20 protein-coding genes, 1 tRNA gene and 1 riboswitch are annotated in these 22973 nt (G+C 41.2%); of the genes, 3 read left to right on the forward strand and 18 right to left on the reverse strand.

Translation table 11 applies throughout. The annotated features are described in order from the left end of the window. Positions 1–105: 105 nt before the first annotated feature. The 12 genes from I6G42_RS00425 to I6G42_RS00480 form a co-directional block, all read right to left on the reverse strand. Positions 106–291, reverse strand: coding sequence for a hypothetical protein (locus tag I6G42_RS00425; protein WP_000443230.1), 186 nt, complete (start codon positions 289–291; stop codon positions 106–108). Positions 292–478: 187 nt separating this feature from the next. After that, positions 479–871: a 30S ribosomal protein S9 gene (gene rpsI, locus I6G42_RS00430; RefSeq protein ID WP_000075973.1), complete on the reverse strand. Its 393-nt coding sequence runs from the start codon at positions 869–871 to the stop codon at positions 479–481. Between the two features lie 18 nt (positions 872–889). After that, complete coding sequence (gene rplM / locus I6G42_RS00435) at positions 890–1336, reverse strand: 50S ribosomal protein L13 (protein WP_001044624.1); 447 nt, start codon at positions 1334–1336, stop codon at positions 890–892. 210 nt (positions 1337–1546) lie between these two features. Beyond that, positions 1547–2746 (reverse strand): ABC transporter permease, encoded by a 1200-nt coding sequence (locus I6G42_RS00440; protein WP_038804556.1) that lies wholly within the window; start codon positions 2744–2746, stop codon positions 1547–1549. Next, positions 2743–3636, reverse strand: coding sequence for an ABC transporter ATP-binding protein (locus I6G42_RS00445; RefSeq protein ID WP_038804557.1), 894 nt, complete (start codon positions 3634–3636; stop codon positions 2743–2745). The genes I6G42_RS00440 and I6G42_RS00445 overlap by 4 nt, the downstream gene beginning before the upstream one ends. Before the next feature lie 251 nt (positions 3637–3887). Beyond that, positions 3888–6293 carry a phenylalanine--tRNA ligase subunit beta gene (pheT, locus tag I6G42_RS00450; protein WP_038804558.1) on the reverse strand — a complete coding sequence of 802 codons (2406 nt, stop codon included), beginning with the start codon at positions 6291–6293 and terminating at the stop codon, positions 3888–3890. A gap of 255 nt (positions 6294–6548) precedes the next feature. Then, a complete protein-coding gene (locus I6G42_RS00455) occupies positions 6549–7229 on the reverse strand; it encodes a hypothetical protein (protein ID WP_038804559.1) in 681 nt (226 codons plus the stop codon). 23 nt (positions 7230–7252) lie between these two features. Continuing rightward, complete coding sequence (gene pheS, locus I6G42_RS00460) at positions 7253–8299, reverse strand: phenylalanine--tRNA ligase subunit alpha (RefSeq protein WP_008289063.1); 1047 nt, start codon at positions 8297–8299, stop codon at positions 7253–7255. Between the two features lie 311 nt (positions 8300–8610). Next, on the reverse strand, positions 8611–9030 hold the full coding sequence (locus tag I6G42_RS00465; protein WP_038804560.1) for a hypothetical protein: 420 nt from the start codon (positions 9028–9030) through the stop codon (positions 8611–8613). A 27-nt stretch (positions 9031–9057) separates the two neighbouring features. Beyond that, positions 9058–9708, reverse strand: coding sequence for a phosphatase PAP2 family protein (locus tag I6G42_RS00470; protein WP_038804561.1), 651 nt, complete (start codon positions 9706–9708; stop codon positions 9058–9060). Continuing rightward, complete coding sequence (locus tag I6G42_RS00475) at positions 9698–10261, reverse strand: ECF transporter S component (RefSeq protein WP_038804562.1); 564 nt, start codon at positions 10259–10261, stop codon at positions 9698–9700. The genes I6G42_RS00470 and I6G42_RS00475 overlap by 11 nt, the downstream gene beginning before the upstream one ends. A gap of 153 nt (positions 10262–10414) precedes the next feature. Next, positions 10415–10753: riboswitch (FMN riboswitch) on the reverse strand. A gap of 40 nt (positions 10754–10793) precedes the next feature. Continuing rightward, positions 10794–11297, reverse strand: a complete 504-nt coding sequence (locus I6G42_RS00480) for a tRNA (cytidine(34)-2'-O)-methyltransferase (RefSeq protein WP_038804563.1) — start codon at positions 11295–11297, stop codon at positions 10794–10796. Positions 11298–11697: 400 nt separating this feature from the next. Between I6G42_RS00480 and trkA the strand changes: the two genes are divergently transcribed. Then, positions 11698–13047, forward strand: a complete 1350-nt coding sequence (gene trkA, locus I6G42_RS00485; RefSeq protein WP_038804564.1) for a Trk system potassium transporter TrkA — start codon at positions 11698–11700, stop codon at positions 13045–13047. Positions 13048–13050: 3 nt separating this feature from the next. Continuing rightward, the gene (locus tag I6G42_RS00490) at positions 13051–14490 is read left to right on the forward strand and encodes a TrkH family potassium uptake protein (RefSeq protein WP_038804565.1); all 1440 of its coding nucleotides are present in this window, start codon (positions 13051–13053) and stop codon (positions 14488–14490) included. Between the two features lie 88 nt (positions 14491–14578). On the opposite strand, the gene I6G42_RS00495 is transcribed toward I6G42_RS00490, so the two are convergent. The 5 genes from I6G42_RS00495 to I6G42_RS00515 form a co-directional block, all read right to left on the reverse strand. After that, entirely contained in the window at positions 14579–15508 is a 930-nt protein-coding gene (locus I6G42_RS00495; protein ID WP_038804566.1) for an ATP-binding cassette domain-containing protein, read from the reverse strand. Between the two features lie 10 nt (positions 15509–15518). Continuing rightward, complete coding sequence (locus tag I6G42_RS00500; RefSeq protein WP_038804567.1) at positions 15519–16586, reverse strand: ABC transporter ATP-binding protein; 1068 nt, start codon at positions 16584–16586, stop codon at positions 15519–15521. Positions 16587–16594: 8 nt separating this feature from the next. Continuing rightward, the gene (gene oppC, locus I6G42_RS00505; protein WP_000103692.1) at positions 16595–17521 is read right to left on the reverse strand and encodes an oligopeptide ABC transporter permease OppC; all 927 of its coding nucleotides are present in this window, start codon (positions 17519–17521) and stop codon (positions 16595–16597) included. Then, complete coding sequence (locus I6G42_RS00510; protein WP_000759921.1) at positions 17521–19017, reverse strand: ABC transporter permease; 1497 nt, start codon at positions 19015–19017, stop codon at positions 17521–17523. The genes oppC and I6G42_RS00510 overlap by 1 nt, the downstream gene beginning before the upstream one ends. Positions 19018–19083: 66 nt before the next feature. Then, positions 19084–21063, reverse strand: a complete 1980-nt coding sequence (locus I6G42_RS00515) for a peptide ABC transporter substrate-binding protein (protein WP_038804568.1) — start codon at positions 21061–21063, stop codon at positions 19084–19086. A 304-nt stretch (positions 21064–21367) separates the two neighbouring features. Between I6G42_RS00515 and I6G42_RS00520 the strand changes: the two genes are divergently transcribed. Continuing rightward, a tRNA-Cys gene (locus I6G42_RS00520) sits at positions 21368–21438 on the forward strand. Between the two features lie 150 nt (positions 21439–21588). On the opposite strand, the gene I6G42_RS00525 is transcribed toward I6G42_RS00520, so the two are convergent. After that, positions 21589–22920 (reverse strand): hemolysin family protein, encoded by a 1332-nt coding sequence (locus tag I6G42_RS00525; RefSeq protein WP_038804569.1) that lies wholly within the window; start codon positions 22918–22920, stop codon positions 21589–21591. Positions 22921–22973: the final 53 nt, after the last annotated feature.

The raw sequence follows: 22973 nt of genomic DNA on the forward strand, positions 1-22973 counted from the left end.
CGTCTCATTACCTATTTGATATCTACTTTTTAACAGAAAAGAGGAGCCCTCTCCAAATAAGAATGGGCTCCTTTTTTAATGGCTGTTTGAGCTGACTCTGATTTCTTACGAAACTCCCTTTTTATAGATGACTTCTTGAACCTGCAAAACTCCAATTCTTATATTTTCTATAGGAAAATCGAGTTTAAAAATCGTTTTTAATTGAGAAGAATCCCTAGATGTTTTATGGCCTAGATAGTCAGAATGTGCGATTTCTTTCTCATATTTCACCACATATTTATCCGATTCCATGAAATCTTTCGTAATGATAGATTTCATAAATAGAAATGTAATCCCAATGACTGTTGGAGAGAGCGCTTATCGTTCCTTAAATAAATAATGGTGTGAATTTGGTGTGAATTTTGCTAAAAATCATCAAAAAAAACACCCCATGGTGTGAACCATGAAGTGTTTCGAAACGTTGATATAATCGTATTGATTAACGTTTTGAGAATTGTGATGCTTTACGAGCTTTCTTAAGACCTGGTTTCTTACGTTCAACTTTACGTGAGTCACGTGTAAGAAGTCCTGCGCGTTTCAATGAATCGCGGAAGTCTGGGTCTACTTGAAGAAGGGCACGAGCGATACCGTGACGGATAGCTCCTGATTGACCAGCGTATCCACCACCTACAACGTTAACGAAAACGTCGTATGAACCTACAGTTGAAGTAACTGCGAATGGTTGGTTGATAACAAGACGAAGGTCAGCGTGTGGGATGTACTCTTCAACATCTTTTTTGTTAACAGTGATTTTACCAGTTCCTGGAACAAGGCGAACGCGTGCAACAGCGTTTTTACGACGTCCAGTACCTGCATATTGTGCTTGTGACATACTTTATTGTTCCTTTCCTTAGATAAGTCCTGAAATATCAAGAACTTCTGGTTGTTGTGCAGCGTGAGTGTGCTCAGCTCCAACGAATACTTTCAATTTCATACCTTGAGCGCGACCAAGAGTATTGTGTGGAAGCATACCTTTAACTGATTTTTCGATCAAACGTACTGCATTTTTAGAACGAAGTTCACCAGCAGAGATTTGTTTCAATCCACCTGGGTGGTTTGAGTGAGTGTAGTAGATCTTATCAGTTGCTTTTTTACCAGTCAATTTAACTTTTTCAGCATTGATAACGATTACGAAGTCACCTGTATCAGTGTGTGGTGTGAATGTTGGTTTGTTTTTTCCGCGAAGTACGCTAGCAACAACTGCTGAAAGGCGTCCAAGAGGTACATCAGTTGCGTCAACAACGTACCATTTGCGTTCTACTTGGCCTGGTTTAGCCATGAATGTAGTTTTGTTCATGATTTCTCCTATATGAATATCGTTTTTGTTTACGGGGCGGATGTTCCGGTCCGCGGGGTATTTGAAAGGTTCCGGGGCCTTACAAATGGGGTAAACAATACCGTCTACTATCATACCAAATTTTACTACTAAAAGTCAATAGATATGAAAAATATTTTTACTGATTTCGCTGTTTAACATCTAGAAAAACCTCGCTTTCGCGAGGCTCTCCTATTTGTAAGCTAAGGCACGTTTAAAGGTTTTCCAGATTCCCAAATCATCTGTTTGAAGGACTAGGCTAGCATACATACGTCCGATAAAGGCTGTTGCAATGACTGCAAAAACAACCGTTATGGCAAGCGAAATCCAAGCTTCTAGACCACTTGCATACCCATTTATAGCTCTAAATGGCATAAAGAAAGTCGAAATGAAAGGAATGTAGGAACCAATTTTCAAAACTAAATTGTCCCCAGCAGCACCTAGAGAGGTCACACCGACAAATCCTGCTATAATCAAGATCATCAATGGCGACAAGGCCTTTCCCGAATCCTCAGGGCGAGAAACCATGGATCCTAGGAAGGCTGCCAAAACAACGTACATAAAGAGGCTAACCAAGACAAACAATAAGGTATTGAGCGAGAAGGCCTCTCCCAAGTGGTTTAAAATACCAGATTGTGCCAAGATAGGGATATCTTTAAAGAGCAGAATGGCAGCCAGTCCACCCACGACGTAAATCCCAATATGGGTCAAAATCACAAGAAGCAAAGCTAGCATGCGAGCGTAGAAATAATGACTAGCTCGGATACTAGAGAAGACCACCTCCATGATTTTGGTTCCTTTCTCGCTAGCCACTTCTTGAGCAGTGACGCTAGCATAGGTAATCAAAATCATATAAAGGAAGAAACCGAGCCCTGCGGCCGCAATGGTTTGAACAATTTTTTTGTTTTCCTTAGATTCATCAATTTTTTCAGTAAAATCAACGGTTTGACTCAGGCGTTTTTCCTGTTCTTGAGACAAATTGGCTGCCGAACGATTGAGTTGGTATTGCAGTTCATTTAGCTTATTGGTTACTGCTAGTTTGATGCCACTTTCAAGAGAAGTTTCACCGTGATAAACGGCCTTGAGAACGCTGTCCTCTTGGTCAATGGTTAGGTATCCCTTGATTTTCTCATCCTTGATAGCAGCTTGAGCACTGGCTTCATCCTTATAATCAAAGTTGATACCATTGGTACCCTTGAGCCCTTCTTCCACAGATGGCACAGTTGTTACTACTGCTATCTTGCTATTCTTGGCCATAGAAGACCCTTGGAGATAGCCAATTCCTACAGATAAGGCTAAAAAGAGGAACGGCGAAATCACCATAAAGAAGAAACTCCACGACTTGACATGTCGAAGATAGGTTTCCTTCATTACAACCCACATATTTCTCATACTTCCACCCCTGATTCTAGTTTAAAGATTTCATCGATTGTTGGAGCTTGTTGATCAAAGGTCGCGATATATTGACCTTGAGTGAGGATTGGGAAGAGTTCCCTTCCAGCGCTCTCGTCATCTAGGATCAATTTCCAACTGCCTTGCTTGGTCAAGCTTACCTGTTTGACATGAGGAAGTTTTTCCAGCTCTTCCTTGCTTCGTTCACTTGAGACAAAGAGACGTGTTTTTCCGTATTGATTACGGACATCCTGAACTGGTCCATGCAAGACCACACGCCCATCACGAATCATCAAAATATCATCGCAAAGTTCCTCGACGTTGGTCATGACATGGTCAGAAAAGATAATGATTGCACCGCGCTCTTTCTCTTTCAAGATGACCTGCTTGAGCAACTCAGTATTGACTGGATCCAAACCACTAAAAGGTTCATCCAAGATAATCAAGTCTGGCTCATGGATCAGAGTGATAATGAGCTGAATTTTCTGCTGATTTCCTTTGGAGAGGCTCTTGATCTTGTCAGTCAATTTGCCCTTCACTTCCAGTTTTTTCATCCATTGAGGGAGTTTTTCCTTGACCTCCTTAGCATCCATGCCCTTTAGAGTCGCCAAGTAGCGAACTTGCTCAAGGACTGTCAGCTTGGGCATAAGACTGCGTTCCTCAGGCAGATAGCCAATCCGAGCGTAGGTCTCCTGACGAATCTCCTGCCCATCCAGAATGATCTCTCCTTGATAGTCCAAAAATTTCAACATACTGTGGAAAATCGTTGTTTTCCCAGCACCATTTTTCCCTACCAGTCCCAAAATTCGTCCTGGACTTGCCTGAAAATCGACACCAAACAAGACTTGCTTGGAACCGAAACTTTTCTCTAGATTTCTTACTTCTAGCATTTTCCACCTCCGAAATATGTTGCACTTATTATACTCCTTTTTGATAGCCTTTACAAGGATTTATGTACATTTTTATCTTGTTCATCCTTCCTTAAAAACTAAACTCTCTAAGGATTTTGAGTACCCAAGTGATAGAACAATTATAGCCCATTAAAGTGCATACAGGTGCTCTTACTCCTCAATTGTCCATTTTTGATCCTGAATTGTCATTTTGAAAAGCAAAAATCCACCCCGAAGGATGGATTGATGAGTTAACGTACTTCTGCATTCACTTTTTCTTCGAGTGATGCTTGGATTTTTTCCATGTAGCGTGCGACTTCTTCGTCTGTTAAGCTATCTTCTGGATTTTGGAAGGTCAAGCTATAGGCCATTGACTTCATTCCAAGTCCCAGTTTTTCACCTGAGAAGACGTCAAAGAGTTTGATATCTGTCAAACGTTTCACGCCTGCAGCTTGGATAGCATCTACAACTTCTTGGTGAGTCACTTCTGCCTTGAGGAGTAGGGCCACGTCACGACTGACTGCTGGGAATTTGGTGATTTCCACAAATGGAGCAGCTGGTTGAAGGGCAGCTTCGATGGCTGAAAGATTGAGCTCCGCTACATACGTTTCTGGAATATCATAAGCCTTAGCAGTGACTGGATGCACTTGCCCAAGGAAACCAAGAACTTGGTCACCAAGTGAAATCACAGCTGTACGACCTGGGTGAAGACTAGCAATCTCAGCTGTTGCTGTATAGGTCACTTCTAGCCCCAAGCGAGTAAATAATGCTTCTAGGATTCCCTTAGCATAGAAGAAATCAACTGGAACTGCTGCTGTTTGGAAATCTTTTTCAGCCACCAAGCCTGTCAAGGCAAAGGCAAAGCTGTTGATTTCATTTGGAAGTTCTTCTTTTGGATTACCTATTTGTTCAAAGACTTTTCCAATCTCGTAAAGGGCCAAGTTTTTATTCTTACGAGCCACATTATAAGCCACCGTATCAAGGATACCTGAAATCATATTTTGACGGAGAACTGAACGGTCCACAGTCATTGGCCACATGAGTTCTGTAAGGTTACTTGGTTGAGCTGTGAACTCAACTGCTTTTTCAGGAGTTGTTAGAGCGTAGGTAATGATTTCTGTCAAACCTGCCCCTTCAGCAATCGTACGAACTTGACGGCGAAGTTTTTGTGTCGCAGTCAATTCACCAGCTGTACCATCGTCTTTTGGAAGACTAGTTGGCAAACGATCGTAACCATAGATACGAGCGATTTCTTCAAAGAGGTCAGCTTCGATGGTGATATCCCAACGACGACGTGGGACGCTGACTGTAAAGGCTTCAGCATTTCCAGAAAGACCAAATCCAAGATGGCGGAAGACATCCTCGACATCGGCATAAGTAAGATCAGTTCCAAGGACACGGTTGACGTCTGCAAGGGTTGAAGAAACTTCTACATCAGAAGTATCAAGCTCACCTGCTGAAACGATACCCTTACGCACCGTCGCACCTGCAAGATCAGCAATCATGCTAGCTGCAGCATCCAAGGCTTCATTGACTGTTGCTACATTAATCCCTTTTTCAAAACGAGAAGATGACTCAGAACGAAGGTTGAGGCGTCCGCTAGTCTTGCGAATCGATTTGCCATTGAAAACAGCCGCTTCAAGGACAACACGACTAGATTTCTCAGAGATTTCTGTTGCTTGACCGCCCATGACACCTGCAAGGGCTACTGGTTTGTCAGCGACAGTGATGATTAAGTCATTTGTTTCCAAGTCACGTTCTTCACCATCCAAGGTCACCAATTTTTCACCAGCACGCGCTTCACGCACACGAATCTCGCTTCCTTCAAAGGTATCCAAGTCAAAGGCATGCATCGGTTGACCAAAGTAAAGCAGGATGTAGTTGGTTACGTCAACTACGTTATTGATCGGACGAATCCCTTCGTTCATAAGAAGGTTTTGCAACCATTGTGGACTTGGTGCGATGGTCACATTGTCCAAGATACGGGCTGCATAGTAAGGCGCCTTGTCTGTCTCAATGCCTACAGAAAGGGCATCTGCTGCAGCTTCATTTGTTTCTGTTAAACTGAATTCTTTAAAGTTGACTGCCTTGTCATAGATGGCTGCCACTTCGTGAGCTACCCCACGCATAGATAGAGCATCTGCACGGTTTGGTGTGATAGAAAGTTCGATGATTTCATCATCCAGGTCTAGGTATGAGAAGACTTCCTCACCTGGAACGGCATCTTGAGGCAAGATTTGGATACCATCTGCGAATTCCTTTGGTACAACTGAGTCAGAAATTCCCAATTCACCAAGGGAACAGATCATTCCAAGTGACTCCAAGCCACGAATTTTCCCTTTTTTAATCTTGTAATTATCAGCAATACGAGCTCCCGGAAGTGCCACCATGACCTTGATACCAGCACGCACATTTGGGGCACCACAAACGATCTGACGGGCTTCTTCTTCGCCAACGTTAACCTGACAGACATGCAAGTGAGTTTCTGGCACATCTTCGCAAGACAAAACCTCACCGACGACAATTTTTGAGAGACCAGCAGCCGGTGATTCGACACCTTCGACCTCGATCCCTGTAGTTGACATTTTCTCAGCCAACTCTTGTGATGGCACATCGATGTCCACCAATTCTTTCAACCATTTATAAGATACTAACATAATTCTAATTGCAAGAACCCACAAGTAAGTTCTTTTCAATTCCTTTCTTTTTCTTCGAGTCAGTCCTTACTATTCTCATCGAGAGAAAATGACTAGGACTGTATAGGACTGTGTTTCAGGTTTCAATCTTATTTAAACTGTTCTGAGAAGCGGACATCGCCTTGGCAGAAGTATTTAAACATAAATTTATGAGCAAATTCTTGCTATGAAGCTACATTTTTTATAGCAAAAAATAACTTCCCAATTAAAATCTATTCATTCAATCTTCATAGAATGCTTAACTATTTCTTCACAACCACCTTGAATTAATTTTTTTAAATTTTGATAACCAGGATGATATACAGCATAAAAATTAAGTTCTATATTTAAATACGAGCTTTCTGAAACTTCTTCTAGCAACTCTTCTATAAAAAAACTAAAATCTTCACGCTTACTCTTTGCTAAAGCACCACAAACATATATATTTAATTTATCTTCTTTTGAATCCTGGGACAATATTTCTAATTGTTCGATTAATTTTTTATACGATTGTTTTCGGTAGTCCTTTTTATTATCATCCTTTACTGCCGAAATTACATTATCCATTACAGATTCAACAACATCAGAAAATAGATCAGTTACATATGATCCGTATAGATTTCTCCAAAATGTACTTGTTTTCATAGTTAAAAATCTTAAATGACGATCATTGATATTTGAATGATGAAATGAAGAAAAATTACTATCAGGAGATTGTTCTCTTTTAGCAGAGGGATTTACCATAAGTAATATATTTGAAGGATTTATGTAGTCTTTTTGATGGTTTTCAATAGCTTCTTCATAGGATATATTTTCAGATGTCGCTTTATCATTATTTTTAGATTCTTTATAAATCACAAATGAAGATATATCACCAAACTTCTCTAAAAGTTTATTATAGTTTTGTTCCGAAATCATAAAATTTCCTCGCGTTTGATTTATTATTTAAACTGTTCTGAGAAGCGGACATCGCCTTGGTAGAACCCACGGATATCATTGATTCCGTAACGGAGCATAGCGACACGCTCTTGTCCAAGACCAAAGGCAAATCCAGAATAAACAGTCGCATCGATTCCACTCATTTCAAGGACACGTGGGTGAACCATACCGGCCCCCATAATCTCGATCCAACCTGTTTTCTTACATACGTTACAGCCTTCTCCACCACACTTGAAGCAAGAAACATCCACCTCGACAGATGGCTCTGTGAATGGGAAATAAGATGGACGCAAACGAATTTGACGCTCTTCACCAAACATTTTTTGGACAATCAACTGAAGTGTTCCTTGAAGGTCTGCCATAGAGATATTTTTCCCAACAACCAAACCTTCGATTTGGTGGAACTGGTGACTGTGGGTCGCATCATCCGTATCACGACGGAACACACGTCCTGGTGAGATCATTTTCAAAGGACCTTTTGAAAAATCATGAGCATCCATCGCACGCGCCTGAACTGGAGACGTGTGAGTACGAAGCAAGATTTCTTCTGTGATGTAGAAAGTATCCTGCATATCGCGAGCTGGGTGATCTTTTGGAAGGTTCATACGCTCGAAGTTGTAGTAGTCTTGCTCCACTTCAAAACCATCCACGACTTGGTAACCCATCCCAATGAAAATATCTTCGATTTCTTCACTGGTTTGTGTCAAAACGTGACGGTGACCAGTCGCAACTGGGCGACCTGGAAGTGTCACATCGATGCTCTCACTTGCTAGTTGAGCTTCTACTTTCTTTTCTTCCAAGAGCTTAGCTGTTTCTTCAAAGGCCGCTGTCAAAACATCACGCGCTTCATTAACGTGTTTCCCGATGATTGGACGCATCTCAGCAGAGACATCCTTCATCCCTTTGAGGATTTCCGTAAGGGAACCTTTTTTACCAAGGACAGAGACACGCAAGTCTTGCATCTCTTTTTCATTTTCAGCAGTAATCTGCTTCAAGCTAGCCAGCGTTTCTTCGCGAAGCGCTTTTAATTGTTCTTCAATAGTTGACATAATTCCTCCATCAGTCTCTCGTAGATAAAAAGAAAACCACATGCCAAAAACTCCACTCGGAGCGTTGACACGCGGTACCATCCGTTTTCATCTGACAAGTCAGACCTTCATTTCTAAATCCATGCGCAAGTGAATTCACCCAGCTTTCATATAGAGAGCTTGCAGTCACGGCTCTCCTCCCTGATATACTTCCCTTGAGTTACTAGTCTTGCGGATTCCTATTCAATTACTACATAGTTTATCAGATTTTTAGTTAAAAAACAAGTTAGATTAGACTAATTTCAATATAAAAAGGAACAAAACACAATGCATTACCTATTTGTAGGATCTGTTTCATCTGCTTTTCTTTTCAATAAAAGAGTTGCTGCTTTATTAAAACCATCACACCAGTTATACCATTTTGCTTCATACTCATCTTGAGATACGATATGATTTTTTAAATCCAGAACAGAGTAAATCTTTCTTTCCTCACAAGCTTGCGCATAGAGATAATACAGTTCATCGCCACCATCTCTATCCCACTCAGCAGAAATCGTATCCCTACCTGCCAATAAAGCCTGATAAGCCCTGTGATGCCCGTCTGTAATCAACAAGAAGTCTCCGAACGCAAGAATACTGATTGGAGCAACATTGCTCATTTCTTCCGGCTGATAAAGTATCTGGATGCCTGCTAGTTTCTTTTCTGATAAGTATAGTTGAGTCGGATGGAGATCTTTTATATTGACTTTCATTTCTTTCTCCTCAAGGAAATTTGATACTTACTTCTGTATTCCTTTAAATCGCCATTGGAAGCGAAGCTTGTCATAGAAGGGAAATTCGATAAACAAGACTCCCAAGCCCACACAGAAACTGGCAAGAACATCAGATGGATAATGAACCCCCAGATAGACCCTTGATACTAGCACACTGACTAGGTAGAAGCCAAGGACAATTTGCACAATTTTTCTCCAGACTGGATCTTTAATCCGCTGACTGAGAATAACAATCAGAGTGCCTACCATCAAAGTTACAGCCAGAGAATGCCCACTTGGGAAGGAAAAGCCCTTCTCCTCGACTAGGTGTATGATAGCCGGCCGAGGGCGCTGGTAGATGTTTTTAAAGGTCACGATTAAAAGACCAGCTAAGGCTAGATTACCCGCCATGAAGTAGCTTTCTATCTTCCACTGCTTACGATAAAAGATAAAGGCTGCGATGGCAACCCAGGTGATAATCACTGGGATATCAATCAAATGCGTAAGGGCACGGAACAAAACTGTCAAATAATCTGGCAGGTCCCCACGAATAGCTGTCTGAAGCGGTTGGTCAAAGTCGACCAGCGTTTCAGGGTAAAACTTAACCATATAGCCAAGAAGGACGAAAAGTAAAAGGGCAAAACTGCCCTTCATTAAAAATGTTTGTTTATCTCTCATAATGTTTTAAGGTTGGTTTCAAGAGGACGTATAACAACCAGAATGAAACGGCAAAGATTAAACCTTCAATCAGGTTAAAAGGTAAAACCATGGTCATCAAGTAGTTAGAAAGTCCTATAATTTCTCTAATATCAAAGTTGGCAAACTGCGCGTACAAAGGAACCGCATAGACATAGTTGAGAACCAACATCGCAGAAGTCAATCCAATAGTTCCCGCTAGAGATGCCAGTAGGAAACGAAGGGTGCTACGTTCCTTTTTCCAAATCAAACCAAAAGCGATAACAAAAACTCCCAGAGCTACGACATTCATTGGCAAGCCAATGTAGGTATTCACTCCCTGGCTATTCAGAAGCAACTTCAAGAGCGATCGAAGCAAAAGAATCCCTAGAGCAGCAGGCAAATCCATCACCACCAAGCCCAGAAGGACGGGCAAGATACTAAACTCGATCTTGAGGAAGGTCGCCGCTGGCAAGAGCGGAAAGTCAAAGTACATCAGCACAAATGAAATGGCTGATAAAATCGCAATGGTCGAAAGTCGACGTGTGTTTGTCATAACAGGTTCCTCCAATTTTCTATAAAATCAGAAGAAGTTGGAAAGGATCCCTCTATCTATTCTCACTTTTTATATTCCAAAAGCTCCCCCTCACTCTATTGAGCAAGCGGTTGCAATTTATCTATAAACCCATCAGAACAGACAAGGCTATTCTTTCGTCTTCTCCCATCCAGACTATACTGTCGGTTGTGGAATCGCACCACATCAGCTTGCGCTCGCGGACTTCTTTAAGGGAAGGAAATAGAGATTTTTCTTTTAGACTAGGCGACAAGCTGTAGGCATAACTTCCAGTTAGGCAAAACTTGTCAACAAAGTTTTAAAGGAAAAATTTTTTCCTAATGATACTCAATGAAAATCAAAGAACAAACTAGGAAGCTAGCCGCGGGCTGTACTTGAGTACGGCAAGGCGAAGCTGACGTGGTTTGAATTGGATTTTCGAAGAGTATTAAAGTCACCGCCGGTCGGGAATTGCACCCAGCCCTGAAGACCCTTTAATCTTAACAAAAAACGCTTGCAAGTGCAAGCATTTTGTTTATTTCAATTTATCCACTTCATAGGTGTGAACGAGTTCCAAACCTGCGAAATTTTGCTGACGAAGAGCTTCGTAGACAATCATGCATACGGTATTGGAAACATTGAGACTGCGAACGTGTTCATCATTCATGGGAATACGGAGTGCTTTCTCAGGATGTTCTCTCATAAAGTCCTCAGGTAAGCCCTTATCTTCACGTCCGAAGAGAAAATAATGATCCTCATCGCTTGCCAAATTCGCCTCAGAATAGACCTTTTCTGCAAATTTGGAAATCAGATAGAGTTTACCCTTCATCTGAGACATGAAATCTTCCAAATTATCATAAAAATGAATCTCTAACTTGTCCCAATAATCCAAACCTGCTCGCTTCATCTTGCGATCATCAATGGGAAAGCCCATTGGCTTGATGATGTGGAGGGGAGAATTGGTGGCAGCGCAAGTACGCGCGATGTTGCCCGTATTTTGTGGAATCTGAGGTTCAAATAAAACAATGTGATTTGTCATAATTGGCTTCCTTTTATCATTGCAAAAAAATAGCCACACTGCCCGGAGTCAAGCTCAGCAAACAGCGTGGTTAAGGCATCGTTAACTTACCTCACAACAGGTTTGAAGTAAATCAGCGAAACTACTTTCTTAGTATAACACTTTCAGAATCAATGTCAATAGAAACGACTTGATTTTTTTACTTTTTTTATTATATTTTCATACTCAGACATTCACTTTCAAAATAGCCTTATCAAGAGAGTAAAATCACTTCAAATCAGAGACATTGTCATAGAAGTTAAGCAAGTTTATCTTCAAAAACTTGGAAAAGACCTTTCTTCCTTCAAAAATTGGCTTGGCAAGTGCATTTTTTGCTAAAAAAGGGTATGATAGTTACATCATGAAAAAGTAGGTTTTTTATATGAAAATTGTCCTTGTTGGTGGAGGGAAAGTCGGTTTTGCCCTCTGTCGTTCACTAGTAGCGGAAAACCATGACGTTGTCCTCATCGAGCAAAATGAAGCTGTACTTAACCATATTGTCAGTCGCTTTGATATCATGGGCCTCCTTGGAAATGGTGCTGACTTTGCCATCTTGGAGCAAGCCGGCGTCCAAGAGTGTGATATCTTTATCGCTCTAACTGAATACGATGAAGTGAATATGATTTCAGCGGTACTTGCCAAAAAAATGGGCGCTAAAGAAACCATCGTTCGAGTGCGAAATCCTGAATACTCTAATGCCTATTTTAAAGAGAAAAATATTCTTGGATTTTCACTTATCGTTAATCCAGAACTCCTAGCAGCCCGTGCCATCTCAAATATCATCGATTTCCCTAACGCCCTCTCAGTTGAGCGTTTTGCTGGAGGTCGTGTCAGCCTGATGGAGTTTGTTATCAAAGATTCTAGCGGGCTCTGTCAAATGCCAATCTCAGACTTTCGTAAGAAATTTGGCAACATCATTGTCTGCGCTATGGAAAGAGACCATCAACTCATGATTCCAAGTGGTGATGTTACTATCCAGGACAAGGATCGGATTTTTGTTACGGGAAATCGTGTAGATATGATGCTTTTCCACAACTATTTCAAATCACGTGCAGTGAAAAGCTTGCTTATCGTTGGAGCTGGAAAAATTGCTTATTATCTACTTGGCATTTTAAAAGACAGTCGCATCGATACCAAGGTTATCGAGATCAATCCTGAAAGAGCTCGTTTCTTTAGTGAAAAATTCCCAAATCTCTATATCGTACAAGGAGATGGAACAGCTAAGGACATCTTACTGGAAGAAAGTGCTCCTAGCTATGATGCAGTCGCAACCTTAACTGGGGTTGATGAGGAAAACATCATCACCTCTATGTTTCTTGACCGTGTTGGCGTCCAGAAAAATATCACCAAGGTCAACCGGACTAGCCTCCTAGAAATTATCCATGCACCTGATTTTTCAAGTATCATCACACCCAAAATCATCGCAGTGGATACCATTATGCACTTTATCCGTGGTCGAGTAAACGCTCAGTACTCAGACCTTCAAGCCATGCACCATCTAGCAAACGGTCAAATTGAAACTCTCCAATTCCAAATCAAGGAAACTAATAAAATGACTGCCAAACCTCTATCACAGTTGAAATTGAAAAAAGGGGTTCTCATCGCAGCCATTATCCGAAAAGGAAAAACAATCTTCCCTACTGGAGAGGATATGCTTGAGGTAGGAGACAAGTTGCTCGTGACGACCTTATTGCCGAACATCACCAAAATTTATGATTTGATTGAGAGGTAAAAAATGAATAAAAGTATGATTCGTTACCTCCTCTCAAAACTTCTCTTGATTGAGGCTGTTCTTCTCCTAGTCCCTGTTAGTGTAGCGATCTATTACCAAGAATCCAGTCAAGTATTCATCGCTCTCTTTTCTACGATTGGAATTTTAGTCCTTCTTGGTGGTCTAGGTGTTTTACGGAAACCGAAAAATCAACGGATTTATGCCAAGGAAGGGGTCTTAATTGTTGCCCTCTGTTGGATTCTATGGTCTTTCTTTGGTGGCCTCCCCTTTGTCTTTTCAGGACAAATCCCCAGCATCATCGATGCCTTCTTTGAAATAAGCTCTGGTTTTACAACTACAGGAGCAACTATTCTGAACGATGTTTCCGTTCTCAGTCGTTCCCTCCTCTTCTGGCGAAGTTTTACCCACTTGATCGGAGGGATGGGGGTGCTTGTTTTCGCACTTGCCATTATGGACAATGCCAAAAATAGTCACTTAGAGGTGATGAAGGCTGAGGTTCCTGGACCTGTCTTTGGCAAGGTCGTATCCAAACTAAAAAACACTGCCCAGATCCTCTATCTGCTTTATCTGGCTCTCTTCTCCCTTTTTGTGGTCATCTACTATCTAGCAGGCATGCCTCTCTATGATAGTTTTGTCATTGCTATGGGAACAGCGGGAACTGGGGGCTTCACCGTCTATAACGACGGAATTGCCCACTACGGTAGCTCACTCATCACCTATCTAGTTAGTATCGGAGTCTTGGTTTTTGGGGTTAACTTCAATCTCTACTACTACCTCATGCTCCGTCGGATCAAGGCCTTCTTTGGAGATGAAGAACTGCGGGCTTATGTGATTATTGTCCTAGTGTCTACAGGCTTGATTACCCTCAACACCCTCCACCTCTACCAAGGTGTCTCTAAGAGTGTTGAAATGGCCTTCTTCCAGGTTTCCAATATCATCACGACAACAGGTTTTGGTTACGGAGATATTACCAACTGGCCTCTCTTCTCCCAGTTTATCCTCCTCTTCCTCATGGGAATCGGTGGATCAGCTGGCTCAACCGCAGGTGGTCTCAAAGTGATCAGAGGACTCATCCTCTCAAAAATTGCAAAAAATCAGATTTTGTCCATCTTATCCCCTCACCGTGTCTTGACTCTACATGTCAACAAAACTGTGATTGACAAGGATACCCAACACAAGATTCTCAAATATTTTGCCATCTACGTGATGATTATACTCTCTCTCATCTTTATCGTCAGTCTTGATAGTAATGATTTTCTAGTCGTGACCAGTGCTGTCTTCAGCTGTTTTAACAATATCGGACCTATTCTAGGTACAACATCGAGCTTTGCCATCTTTAGTCCCATCTCTAAAATCCTGCTCTCCTTTGCAATGATTGCAGGCCGCTTAGAGATATACCCCATTTTGCTCCTCTTTATGAAACGCACTTGGTCTAAACGTTAATTACAATACAATTCCCCTTTTACAAGCTAGTAGAAGGGGAATTTTTCTATTAAAAATGAGAAGACCATTCGGTCCTCTCCGAATCTAATTATTTTTTAAGAGCTTCCTTGTAACGAGCAAGTTCTGCTTGATTGGCCCAAACATAGTGACCTGGACGAATTTCCACCATAGATGGCTTGTCTGTCTCATAATCATGTTGGTCAGGATCGTAAACTTTCAAGACCTTCTTGCGTTCCAAGATTGGATCTGGAATCGGTACAGCAGATAGAAGCGCCTGAGTATATGGGTGGACAGGATTGTTAAACAACTCCTCTGTCTCCGCCACTTCGACGATGACTCCCTTATAGATAACCGCGATACGATCTGAGATAAAGCGAACAACTGACAAGTCATGCGCGATAAAGAGATAGGTCAAGCCCAACTCTTTTTGGAACTTCTTGAGCAAGTTCAAGACTTGCGCACGCACTGATACGTCCAAGGCTGAAATTGGCTCATCTGCAATAACAAAATCAGGTTCCATCACAAGGGCACGGGCAATCCCGATACGCTGACGTTGACCACCAGAAAACTCGTGTGGATAACGGGTTAAGTGTTCTTTCAAAAGTCCAACTTCATGGATCATCTTTTGAACTTTTTCTTTTCGATCTTCTTCATCTTTAAACAAGTGGTAGTTGTAAAGACCTTCAGAGATGATATAGTCAACAGTCGCACGCTCATTCAAGCTTGCTGCAGGATCCTGGAAAATCATCTGGATACGACGGATTAAGTCTGCTGATTCCTTATGAGATTTTTTCCCATTGATTTTCTGGCCATCAAAGATAATCTCACCTTTACTAGTGTTATTTAAACCAATAATGGCACGACCAATCGTTGTTTTCCCACTACCAGACTCACCAACAAGAGAGAAAGTTTCTCCCTTGTTGATAAAGAAGTTGGCGTTTTTAACCGCCACAAACTTCTTACTTCCTTCACCGAAGGAAATTTCTAAATCTTTAATTTCTACTAATTTTTCAGACATTTCCTTCCTCCTAGTCTTCTAGATGAGCAAAGCCCATTTTATCACGAATCTTGTCATGCAAATCTGCGATGACCCCAGGTTTTTCAACTTTAGGAGCATTCTCATGAAGCAACCAAGTCTTAGCCCAGTGAGTATCAGTGACTGAAAACTGAGGTGCTTTCTGTTCAAAGTCAATTTGCATCGCATAATCTGAACGAAGGGCAAAGGCATCACCTTTCAACTCAGTATAAAGAGACGGTGGTGTTCCTGGGATAGAGTACAATTCTCCTTTATCATCAGCAAGCTGTGGCAAACTGGACAAGAGACTCCAAGTATATGGATGACGTGGATCGTAGAAGACTTCCTCAACAGTACCGTATTCTACAATTTCCCCAGCATACATAACTGCTACCTTATCCGCAATACTTGCTACCACACCAAGGTCATGGGTGATAAAGATAATGGTAAAGTGGTACTCATTTTGCAAGGTTTTAAGCAAATCAATGATTTGCGCTTGAATGGTTACATCAAGAGCCGTTGTTGGCTCGTCACAGATCAAGATATCTGGACGACATGCAAGGGCAATCGCGATAACGATACGTTGGCGCATCCCTCCAGAATATTGGAAAGGATACTCGTCAAAACGTTTTTCAGCGTCTGGAATTCCGACTTTGTTCATATAGTCGATTGCCATCTCTTTGGCTTCCTTAGCTGTTTTTCCTTGGTGTTTAACGATAACTTCAGTGATTTGGCTACCGATTGTATTGATTGGATCCAAACTTGTCATTGGATCCTGGAAGATGGTCGCAATTTTAGCACCACGAATCTTCTCCCATTCCTTGTTAGAATTCAAGGCGGTCAAGTCTTGTCCACGATAGTCGATGCTTCCTTGGGCAATACGTCCATTGTCTTCTAACATCCCTGTAAAGGTTTTTGTTAAAACAGATTTACCAGAACCAGACTCACCTACCAAGGCAAGAACTTCTCCTTCAATCAGGTCTAGAGAAACTCCTCGGATAGCCGTCAGAACTTTGTCACGAACGTCAAATTCCACGACAATATCACGAGCAGTCAAAATTACATTATTTTCTTTTGTCATGTCTACTCCTATCTATGTGTACGTGGATCACTAGCGTCCGCTAGGTTTTGACCAACAACGAAAAGAGATAGGGATACCAAGATCAAGGTTGTCAACGGAATCCAGAACAAGTAAGCGTTGGTCGTAACGTTTTGTGAGTAATCTGAGATCAAACGTCCCAAACTTGGCACTGTTACAGGTAATCCCAATCCAAAGAAGGAAAGGAAGGCTTCATAAGAGATGAAGCTTGGCAACATCAAGGTCATCGTAGAAACAATAACGGATACTAATTGTGGCATGATGTTTTTAACGATGATTTTAAAGGTTGGTGTTCCAAGTGTTTGAGAAGCAAGGTTGTATTCCAAGTCACGGTAACGCATGATTTGGATACGAATCATATAAGCAATCCCAATCCAAGTTGTCACACTCATGGCAAAAATCAAATTCCAGAAACCAGCGCCAATCGAGTAAGTCAAGACGATGACAATCAAGAGAGATGGAATGTTTGAAATAATGTTATAAACTTCCATCATGACGCGGTCAACGGATTTTGAAATTCCCCAAATTCCACCAACAATAACCCCAATCACAAGGTTGATAAAAGTTGCAATGACAGAGATGAGGATAGAGTTACGCGCCCCAAACCAAACCCCGTCAAACAAGGATTTACCATTGCTATCTGTACCAAACCAATGCTCAGCATTGGGCTTGATAAAACGAGCAGAGAAGTCATTGACCTTACTTACATCGTTGAAGTCAAAATCTGAGAACATTGGGTAAATAAAGCTCATCAAGATAATGGCAACCAAAATTCCTAGCATAAAGACTGTTGATTTTTTCTTTAGAAACTGTCTAAATACAGAACCCCAGTATGAATAGGCAGGAGCATCAATTGTTTCAGAGGCAAAATCGTCACGTTTTACGAACTGAAATTTTTCTTTATCGATTGTTGACATTATTTGCCTCCTTTCTCTGTCAATTTAATACGCGGGTCAAGCATAGTCATCCAGATGTCTCCTACAAAGAGTGAGAAGATAGAAATACATGTGAAGATGAAGACAAGACCAACTACCATTGAGTTGTTTGATGCCTTAACAGAGTCAATCAACATTTTACCCATACCTGGGAAGGCGAAGACTGTTTCTGTCAATGTTGCACCACCAATAACCCCGATTACGGCACCAGGAATACCTGAAACCAAAGGAACCATGGCATTTTTAAAGATGTGTTTATTTGAAATTTCTTTTTCAGACAGTCCTTTTGCACGAGCAAAACGTACAAAGTCCTGAGATTGCAAGTCGATCATGTAACGACGGATCCAGATAGCTGTACTTGGCGCACCCAATAGACCTAGAATGACTGCTGGCAAGACGTAGGAACGCCAATCTCCAGCCCCCAAGATAGGGAATGAGTCAGGCAGACCAATAGATGATCCAATCAAGCGAACGATATAAACCAAGGCAATCGTTGGAAGGGCAAGCAAGAAGGTTAGAGCACCTGTCGAGAAGCTGTCAATCCAAGTATTCTTGTGGCGAGCCATAGCAGATCCAAGAGGAATTGCGATAGCATAAGAAATAACCAAACCGATCAAACCAGCAACAGCCGAGCTTGCAATCATTGATGGATATTGATAATTGCTTTCTGTAGCTGTATATGGATCGTCTTTACCATAGTTAGCTACTTCACGCGCATCTGCTTGACTTGGCGACTTGTAGGTACGAGAGTAAATATCTACAGAGGAAGTCTTTTTACCCGTAGGGAATTGAACTTCTGATGTCTTGGTTTGTCCCTGACCCTGTGTGATAACTTGAAGCACTGGTGTGTTTGCATAAGTTGGGTAAGAGTCACCCAAGTTAATGTTCACAAAGTTTTGGTGTACAAATGGGAACTGATTATTGAAATACAAAAGATATTTATGTTTTGTACCTGAACCAACCAATGACCAACCGATAGCGGGGTCATTTTCAAAACGAAGATAACGTTCCAAGTTTGGATTTTCAGGGTCTTGAATCTTGTTTGTATGATCAATGTCGAGCAAGTTCGAGTAGAATTTGAAAACACGTTCAAAAATTGGAATTTCACGCGTAGCGTAGAATTGACCACTTTCTGAGAATACACCGAGTGTCCAACCATTACCGAGTTGGTTGATGTATTTTTCGTAGATTGCCTTATTTGTATCATTGGCATCTACTGTTACAGATGAGTCCATTGTGCTCGCTTTTTCTTGCAACTCCTTGGTATCGTAGTACTCGATATAGCCCATCCGCTCATAAACGGTATTTTCATAATTATCCCGTTTATCTGGCGTCGTTGCAATTTTGTTATAGTTGGTATCCTGCTTGAAAATCAGTTTTCGAGGAACCATCGTATAGATAATCGTGTAGGTCAAGGTTGTCACCAAGAAGATAGACACCAATGAACGCAATACACGCATAAAAATATATTTCTTCATATCGTTTCCTTTTAAAATCCCAAAAGAACCTTCTCCTCATGGAGAGAAAGTTCTCTTGAGAGTTATTTATTTAACGTGATTAGCCAATTCTTTTTGAACTTTTTCGTTTGATTCTTTTTTCTCTTTGAGCCATTTCTCACGAGCTTGTTCATAGTCAGCCTTGGTTACTACCTTGTCTTGTAACTGAATATACTTGAAGTATACATCTGAGCCCTTATCTCCAGACTGGCTGTATGATGCTGTGAATGGTACAACACGAGAAATGAATGGTGCAGCACCAGTTGATGACATAGCTGGCAAGAAGAGTGAGCTATCTGTCAACCAAGCTTGAGCAGCCGCGTATTTTTCATAACGAACATTCAAATCGCTTGTTTCTTTAGCAGCTTCATCAACTAGTTTATCGTATTCTTTCAAACCAACTTGAGCCGCCGCAGCGTTATCTGCACCTTCGTAACCCATGTATGTTTTTGTTTGTTCAGCATTCGTTGTTTTCAAGATATCAAGGTAAGTTGACGGATCTTCATAGTCTGGGTTCCATGCAACTGCTCCTGAGAGATCCCAATCTTCTGCTGCTGCATTCGCCGCATAGTAGGTAATATTAGTAAACTCATCTTTAGAAACTTGTTGGATATCGATGACTACATTGCCTTCACCAAGCACTGTTTCAACGGATTGTTTGAAGGATTGAATACGTGCGATATAGTTTTTAGCTGTTTGGTCTACTGGGACATCCAAATGGATAGGGAATTTTACACCTTCTGCTTCCAATGCTGTTTTGGCTTTCGCAAATTCAGCTTTGGCTTTATCGGCGTTGAAGAGTCCATCTTGACCATCAGCAAAGTTTACGTTCTTCCATTCATCACCGTAAGTAGCCATCTTATCAGTCACCAAGTCACCGAAAGTTTTTTCGCCAGCAGAGACAAAGTCAGGTTTTACAAAGAGGTTACGAACGGCACGAGGAGCACCTTCTTTACCATTTACTTGAGCTGAGTAAGACGTACGGTCAAAGGCAAAGTTCAAGGCTTGACGGAAGTCCTTGTTAAGAAGGGCTTTCTTAGTAGAAGTCTTCTCTTCGTCAGTTGTCTTAGAAGTGTATTTGTAACCTTGGCGGTCAATATTCACACCCAAACCACCAACACCAGGTCCTGATGGGGTGTAGAAGATATTTTCCTTGTAGGTTTCTTCTACTTTAGAGTAGTTTGAACTTGTTGGGTAAAGACGGGCATAGCTATAAGCTCCACTTGTAAAGTTACGTTCAATAGACTCTTGGTCTGAACCATCATAGTAAGCAAGTGTTACTTTATCAAGATGAACATTGTCTTTATCCCAGTATTGTTCATTTTTAGCGAACTCGATAGAAGACTTAGCAGTCAAACCTTTCAGCAAGAATGGTCCATTGTAAAGCAATGATGTAGGGTCAGTCGCTTTAGCAAAGTCAGATCCTTTTGATTTTTCAAATTCTTCGTTCAATGGCCAGAAGATTGAATAAGCCATCTTAGAGTTCCAGTATGGTTCGGGTTTGTTCAAAGTATACTCAAGTGTATAATCGTCAACTGCTTTCACACCTACTGAAGAAAAGTCTTTATTGTTTCCAGCTTTATAGTCAGCTAGACCTTTAACTGAATCTTCTGCTAGATAAAGTGCTTCAGACTTGTTATCAGCTGCGTGTTTCAAGCCATTTACGAAGTCTTTAGCTGTCACTTCAGCATACTCTTCGCCATCTGATGTCATCCATTTGACACCTTTACGAATCTTGTAGGTATAAGTCAACCCATCTTTTGAGACTGACCAGTCTTCTGCAACTGCAGGAGTCAAATTCCCATATTTATCATTTGTAAAGAGACCATCGATACCATTTGAAGTGGCAATTTTGGTACTTTGTTTCCCTGAAATGAGGTAATCCAATGTTTCTGGGTCAGCTGAATAAACATAACCATAGGATTTTGGAGCTGTTGAATCAGATGATTTTGAAGAACCACAAGCAGCGAGAACGCCAGTTGCCAGCAAAGCAATCCCTGCTGTAACAAATACTCTACTTTTTTTCATGTATGTAACTCCTCTTAAAAAATTTAGGCTTATTGCCAATTATACCATAGATTTCTCAAAAAGTAAACGAATTTTCAGAATATTTAGGCGTGTAACCACAAAAAACTTTCATTTATCAAATTTTTCTATTCTTTGTTTGCTATCTATAGAATCAAAAGGGAGGTTAAGGCTCTATAAAGCCTGATTTTCAGATTTTCTCTCCCCATTTTTCCATCCAATCAGAAAGGGCAATCTTCTAAATTGGATTTTCGATTAAGAAACTATTGACGTAGAATCATTTTCAAGGTATAATATTAAACGTTGAGGCGGTATAGCCAAGTGGTAAGGCACGGCTCTGCAAAAGCTTGATCGTCGGTTCAAATCCGTCTACCGCCTTTCAGTACCTGAAATAACAGGAATTAACCGAATGAAAAGCCCGTAAATCGGGCTTTTTTGTTTTTTTCTTCGGATAAATAAGGATAACTTTGAAAAAATTTTGGGGGCGAATTTAGGGCGAATAAAAAAACAGTGACGAAAATCACTGTTTTACTCGGTTTCTTCTTCGGGTTCTATTTCGGTGATTTGAACTTTTACCTTGGTAACACGTCCATTTTTTACCTTATCATTGGTCAAGACAATCTGCTTGTTTTGACTGACCAGTTCATAACTAATTTTCTCAGTTGTTGGAATCGTACCAACACCCGTCAAATAATAACCGGCGATAGTATCCACATCATCGCTTTCTAGTTCAACGCCAAAGTAGTCGTTGAAGTCATTAAGATTCATGGTTCCCTGTGCAATATAGGTATCTTCACCGATTTGATGGACTTCGATTTCTGCTCTGTCCGTTTCGTCATCAATTTCGCCAACGATTTCCTCTAGGAGGTCTTCCAGAGTTACCAAACCAGCCATACCACCGTATTCGTCTAGTAAGATTGCCATTTGATTTTGGGTATTTCGAAGCTCTTTAAGGAGGTCATCCACAAAGATGGTCTCAGGCACAAATAGTGGCGTTTGGAGGATTCGCTTCCAGACAATATTTTCAAAGCCATCTGCATAGGCGGCGTTTAGCAAACGCTTGGTATGAATCAAACCAATCACATTGTCCTTATCCCCATCATAAACAGGGATACGTGAGAAATTTTGCTTCAAAATACTTTGGATAATCGTTTGGCTGTCATCCTGAATATCCACCATGAAGGCGTCGGTTCGGGGCACCATCAGCTCACGAGCCATCAGCTCATCTAAAGAGAAGATCCCCTGTAGCATTTCAATCTCATCTGCATCCAGTGTTTCTTCACTATTGGTGAGCATGTACTCTATTTCATCACGTGTCATCTTTTCATCAGCATCATCAAAGGTCATTGGCGTCACACGGCTCAACAAATTAGTTGAAGCAGATAACAGCCAGACAAAGGGACTTACAATCTTTCCAAGACCAATAATAATTGGTGCTGTTCGAATCGCCAAAGCATCTTTCAGATTGAGGGCAATCCGCTTAGGATAGAGTTCACCAAAAACAATGGAGATATAGGTCAAGAATGCCAAAGAGAGGAAACTTGCAATGGCGTAAGCCGTCTCTCCGCTTCCCATCCAAGATGCGATCACTTGTCCAAGGGTATCCGCCAATTTGGCCCCTGACAAGATCGTGATTAAGGTGATACCGACTTGAATCGTTGATAAAAAGTGATTAGGGTTTTCAAGTACCTTTAACAAACGGATATAACGTTTATCTCCTTCTTCCGCTTTTTGCTCTACTCGGGCACGATTTAGTGACACCATAGCCATTTCTGTAGCTGAGAAAAAGGCATTTAAAAAGGTCAATACAACTAAAAGTACAAATTGCAGTAACAAATCCTGACTGCTCGGGTCTTCCATAGTCCTTCTCCTAAAATAGTATCTTGTGTTCCATTATATCACAAATTAGCGTA

Origin of the sequence: Streptococcus oralis, from assembly GCF_016028255.1 — a bacterium.
Classification (GTDB): domain Bacteria; phylum Bacillota; class Bacilli; order Lactobacillales; family Streptococcaceae; genus Streptococcus; species Streptococcus oralis_AC.

Excerpts from the sequence above, each read along its gene's own strand:
- I6G42_RS00425 (WP_000443230.1), bottom strand. The coding sequence starts at position 291 with ATGGAATCGGATAAATATGTGGTGAAATATGAGAAAGAAATCGCACAT.
- rpsI (WP_000075973.1), bottom strand. The coding sequence starts at position 871 with ATGTCACAAGCACAATATGCAGGTACTGGACGTCGTAAAAACGCTGTT.
- rplM (WP_001044624.1), bottom strand. The coding sequence starts at position 1,336 with ATGAACAAAACTACATTCATGGCTAAACCAGGCCAAGTAGAACGCAAA.
- I6G42_RS00440 (WP_038804556.1), bottom strand. The coding sequence starts at position 2,746 with ATGAGAAATATGTGGGTTGTAATGAAGGAAACCTATCTTCGACATGTC.
- I6G42_RS00445 (WP_038804557.1), bottom strand. The coding sequence starts at position 3,636 with ATGCTAGAAGTAAGAAATCTAGAGAAAAGTTTCGGTTCCAAGCAAGTC.
- pheT (WP_038804558.1), bottom strand. The coding sequence starts at position 6,293 with ATGTTAGTATCTTATAAATGGTTGAAAGAATTGGTGGACATCGATGTG.
- I6G42_RS00455 (WP_038804559.1), bottom strand. The coding sequence starts at position 7,229 with ATGATTTCGGAACAAAACTATAATAAACTTTTAGAGAAGTTTGGTGAT.
- pheS (WP_008289063.1), bottom strand. The coding sequence starts at position 8,299 with ATGTCAACTATTGAAGAACAATTAAAAGCGCTTCGCGAAGAAACGCTG.
- I6G42_RS00465 (WP_038804560.1), bottom strand. The coding sequence starts at position 9,030 with ATGAAAGTCAATATAAAAGATCTCCATCCGACTCAACTATACTTATCA.
- I6G42_RS00470 (WP_038804561.1), bottom strand. The coding sequence starts at position 9,708 with ATGAGAGATAAACAAACATTTTTAATGAAGGGCAGTTTTGCCCTTTTA.
- I6G42_RS00475 (WP_038804562.1), bottom strand. The coding sequence starts at position 10,261 with ATGACAAACACACGTCGACTTTCGACCATTGCGATTTTATCAGCCATT.
- I6G42_RS00480 (WP_038804563.1), bottom strand. The coding sequence starts at position 11,297 with ATGACAAATCACATTGTTTTATTTGAACCTCAGATTCCACAAAATACG.
- trkA (WP_038804564.1), top strand. The coding sequence starts at position 11,698 with ATGAAAATTGTCCTTGTTGGTGGAGGGAAAGTCGGTTTTGCCCTCTGT.
- I6G42_RS00490 (WP_038804565.1), top strand. The coding sequence starts at position 13,051 with ATGAATAAAAGTATGATTCGTTACCTCCTCTCAAAACTTCTCTTGATT.
- I6G42_RS00495 (WP_038804566.1), bottom strand. The coding sequence starts at position 15,508 with ATGTCTGAAAAATTAGTAGAAATTAAAGATTTAGAAATTTCCTTCGGT.
- I6G42_RS00500 (WP_038804567.1), bottom strand. The coding sequence starts at position 16,586 with ATGACAAAAGAAAATAATGTAATTTTGACTGCTCGTGATATTGTCGTG.
- oppC (WP_000103692.1), bottom strand. The coding sequence starts at position 17,521 with ATGTCAACAATCGATAAAGAAAAATTTCAGTTCGTAAAACGTGACGAT.
- I6G42_RS00510 (WP_000759921.1), bottom strand. The coding sequence starts at position 19,017 with ATGAAGAAATATATTTTTATGCGTGTATTGCGTTCATTGGTGTCTATC.
- I6G42_RS00515 (WP_038804568.1), bottom strand. The coding sequence starts at position 21,063 with ATGAAAAAAAGTAGAGTATTTGTTACAGCAGGGATTGCTTTGCTGGCA.
- I6G42_RS00525 (WP_038804569.1), bottom strand. The coding sequence starts at position 22,920 with ATGGAAGACCCGAGCAGTCAGGATTTGTTACTGCAATTTGTACTTTTA.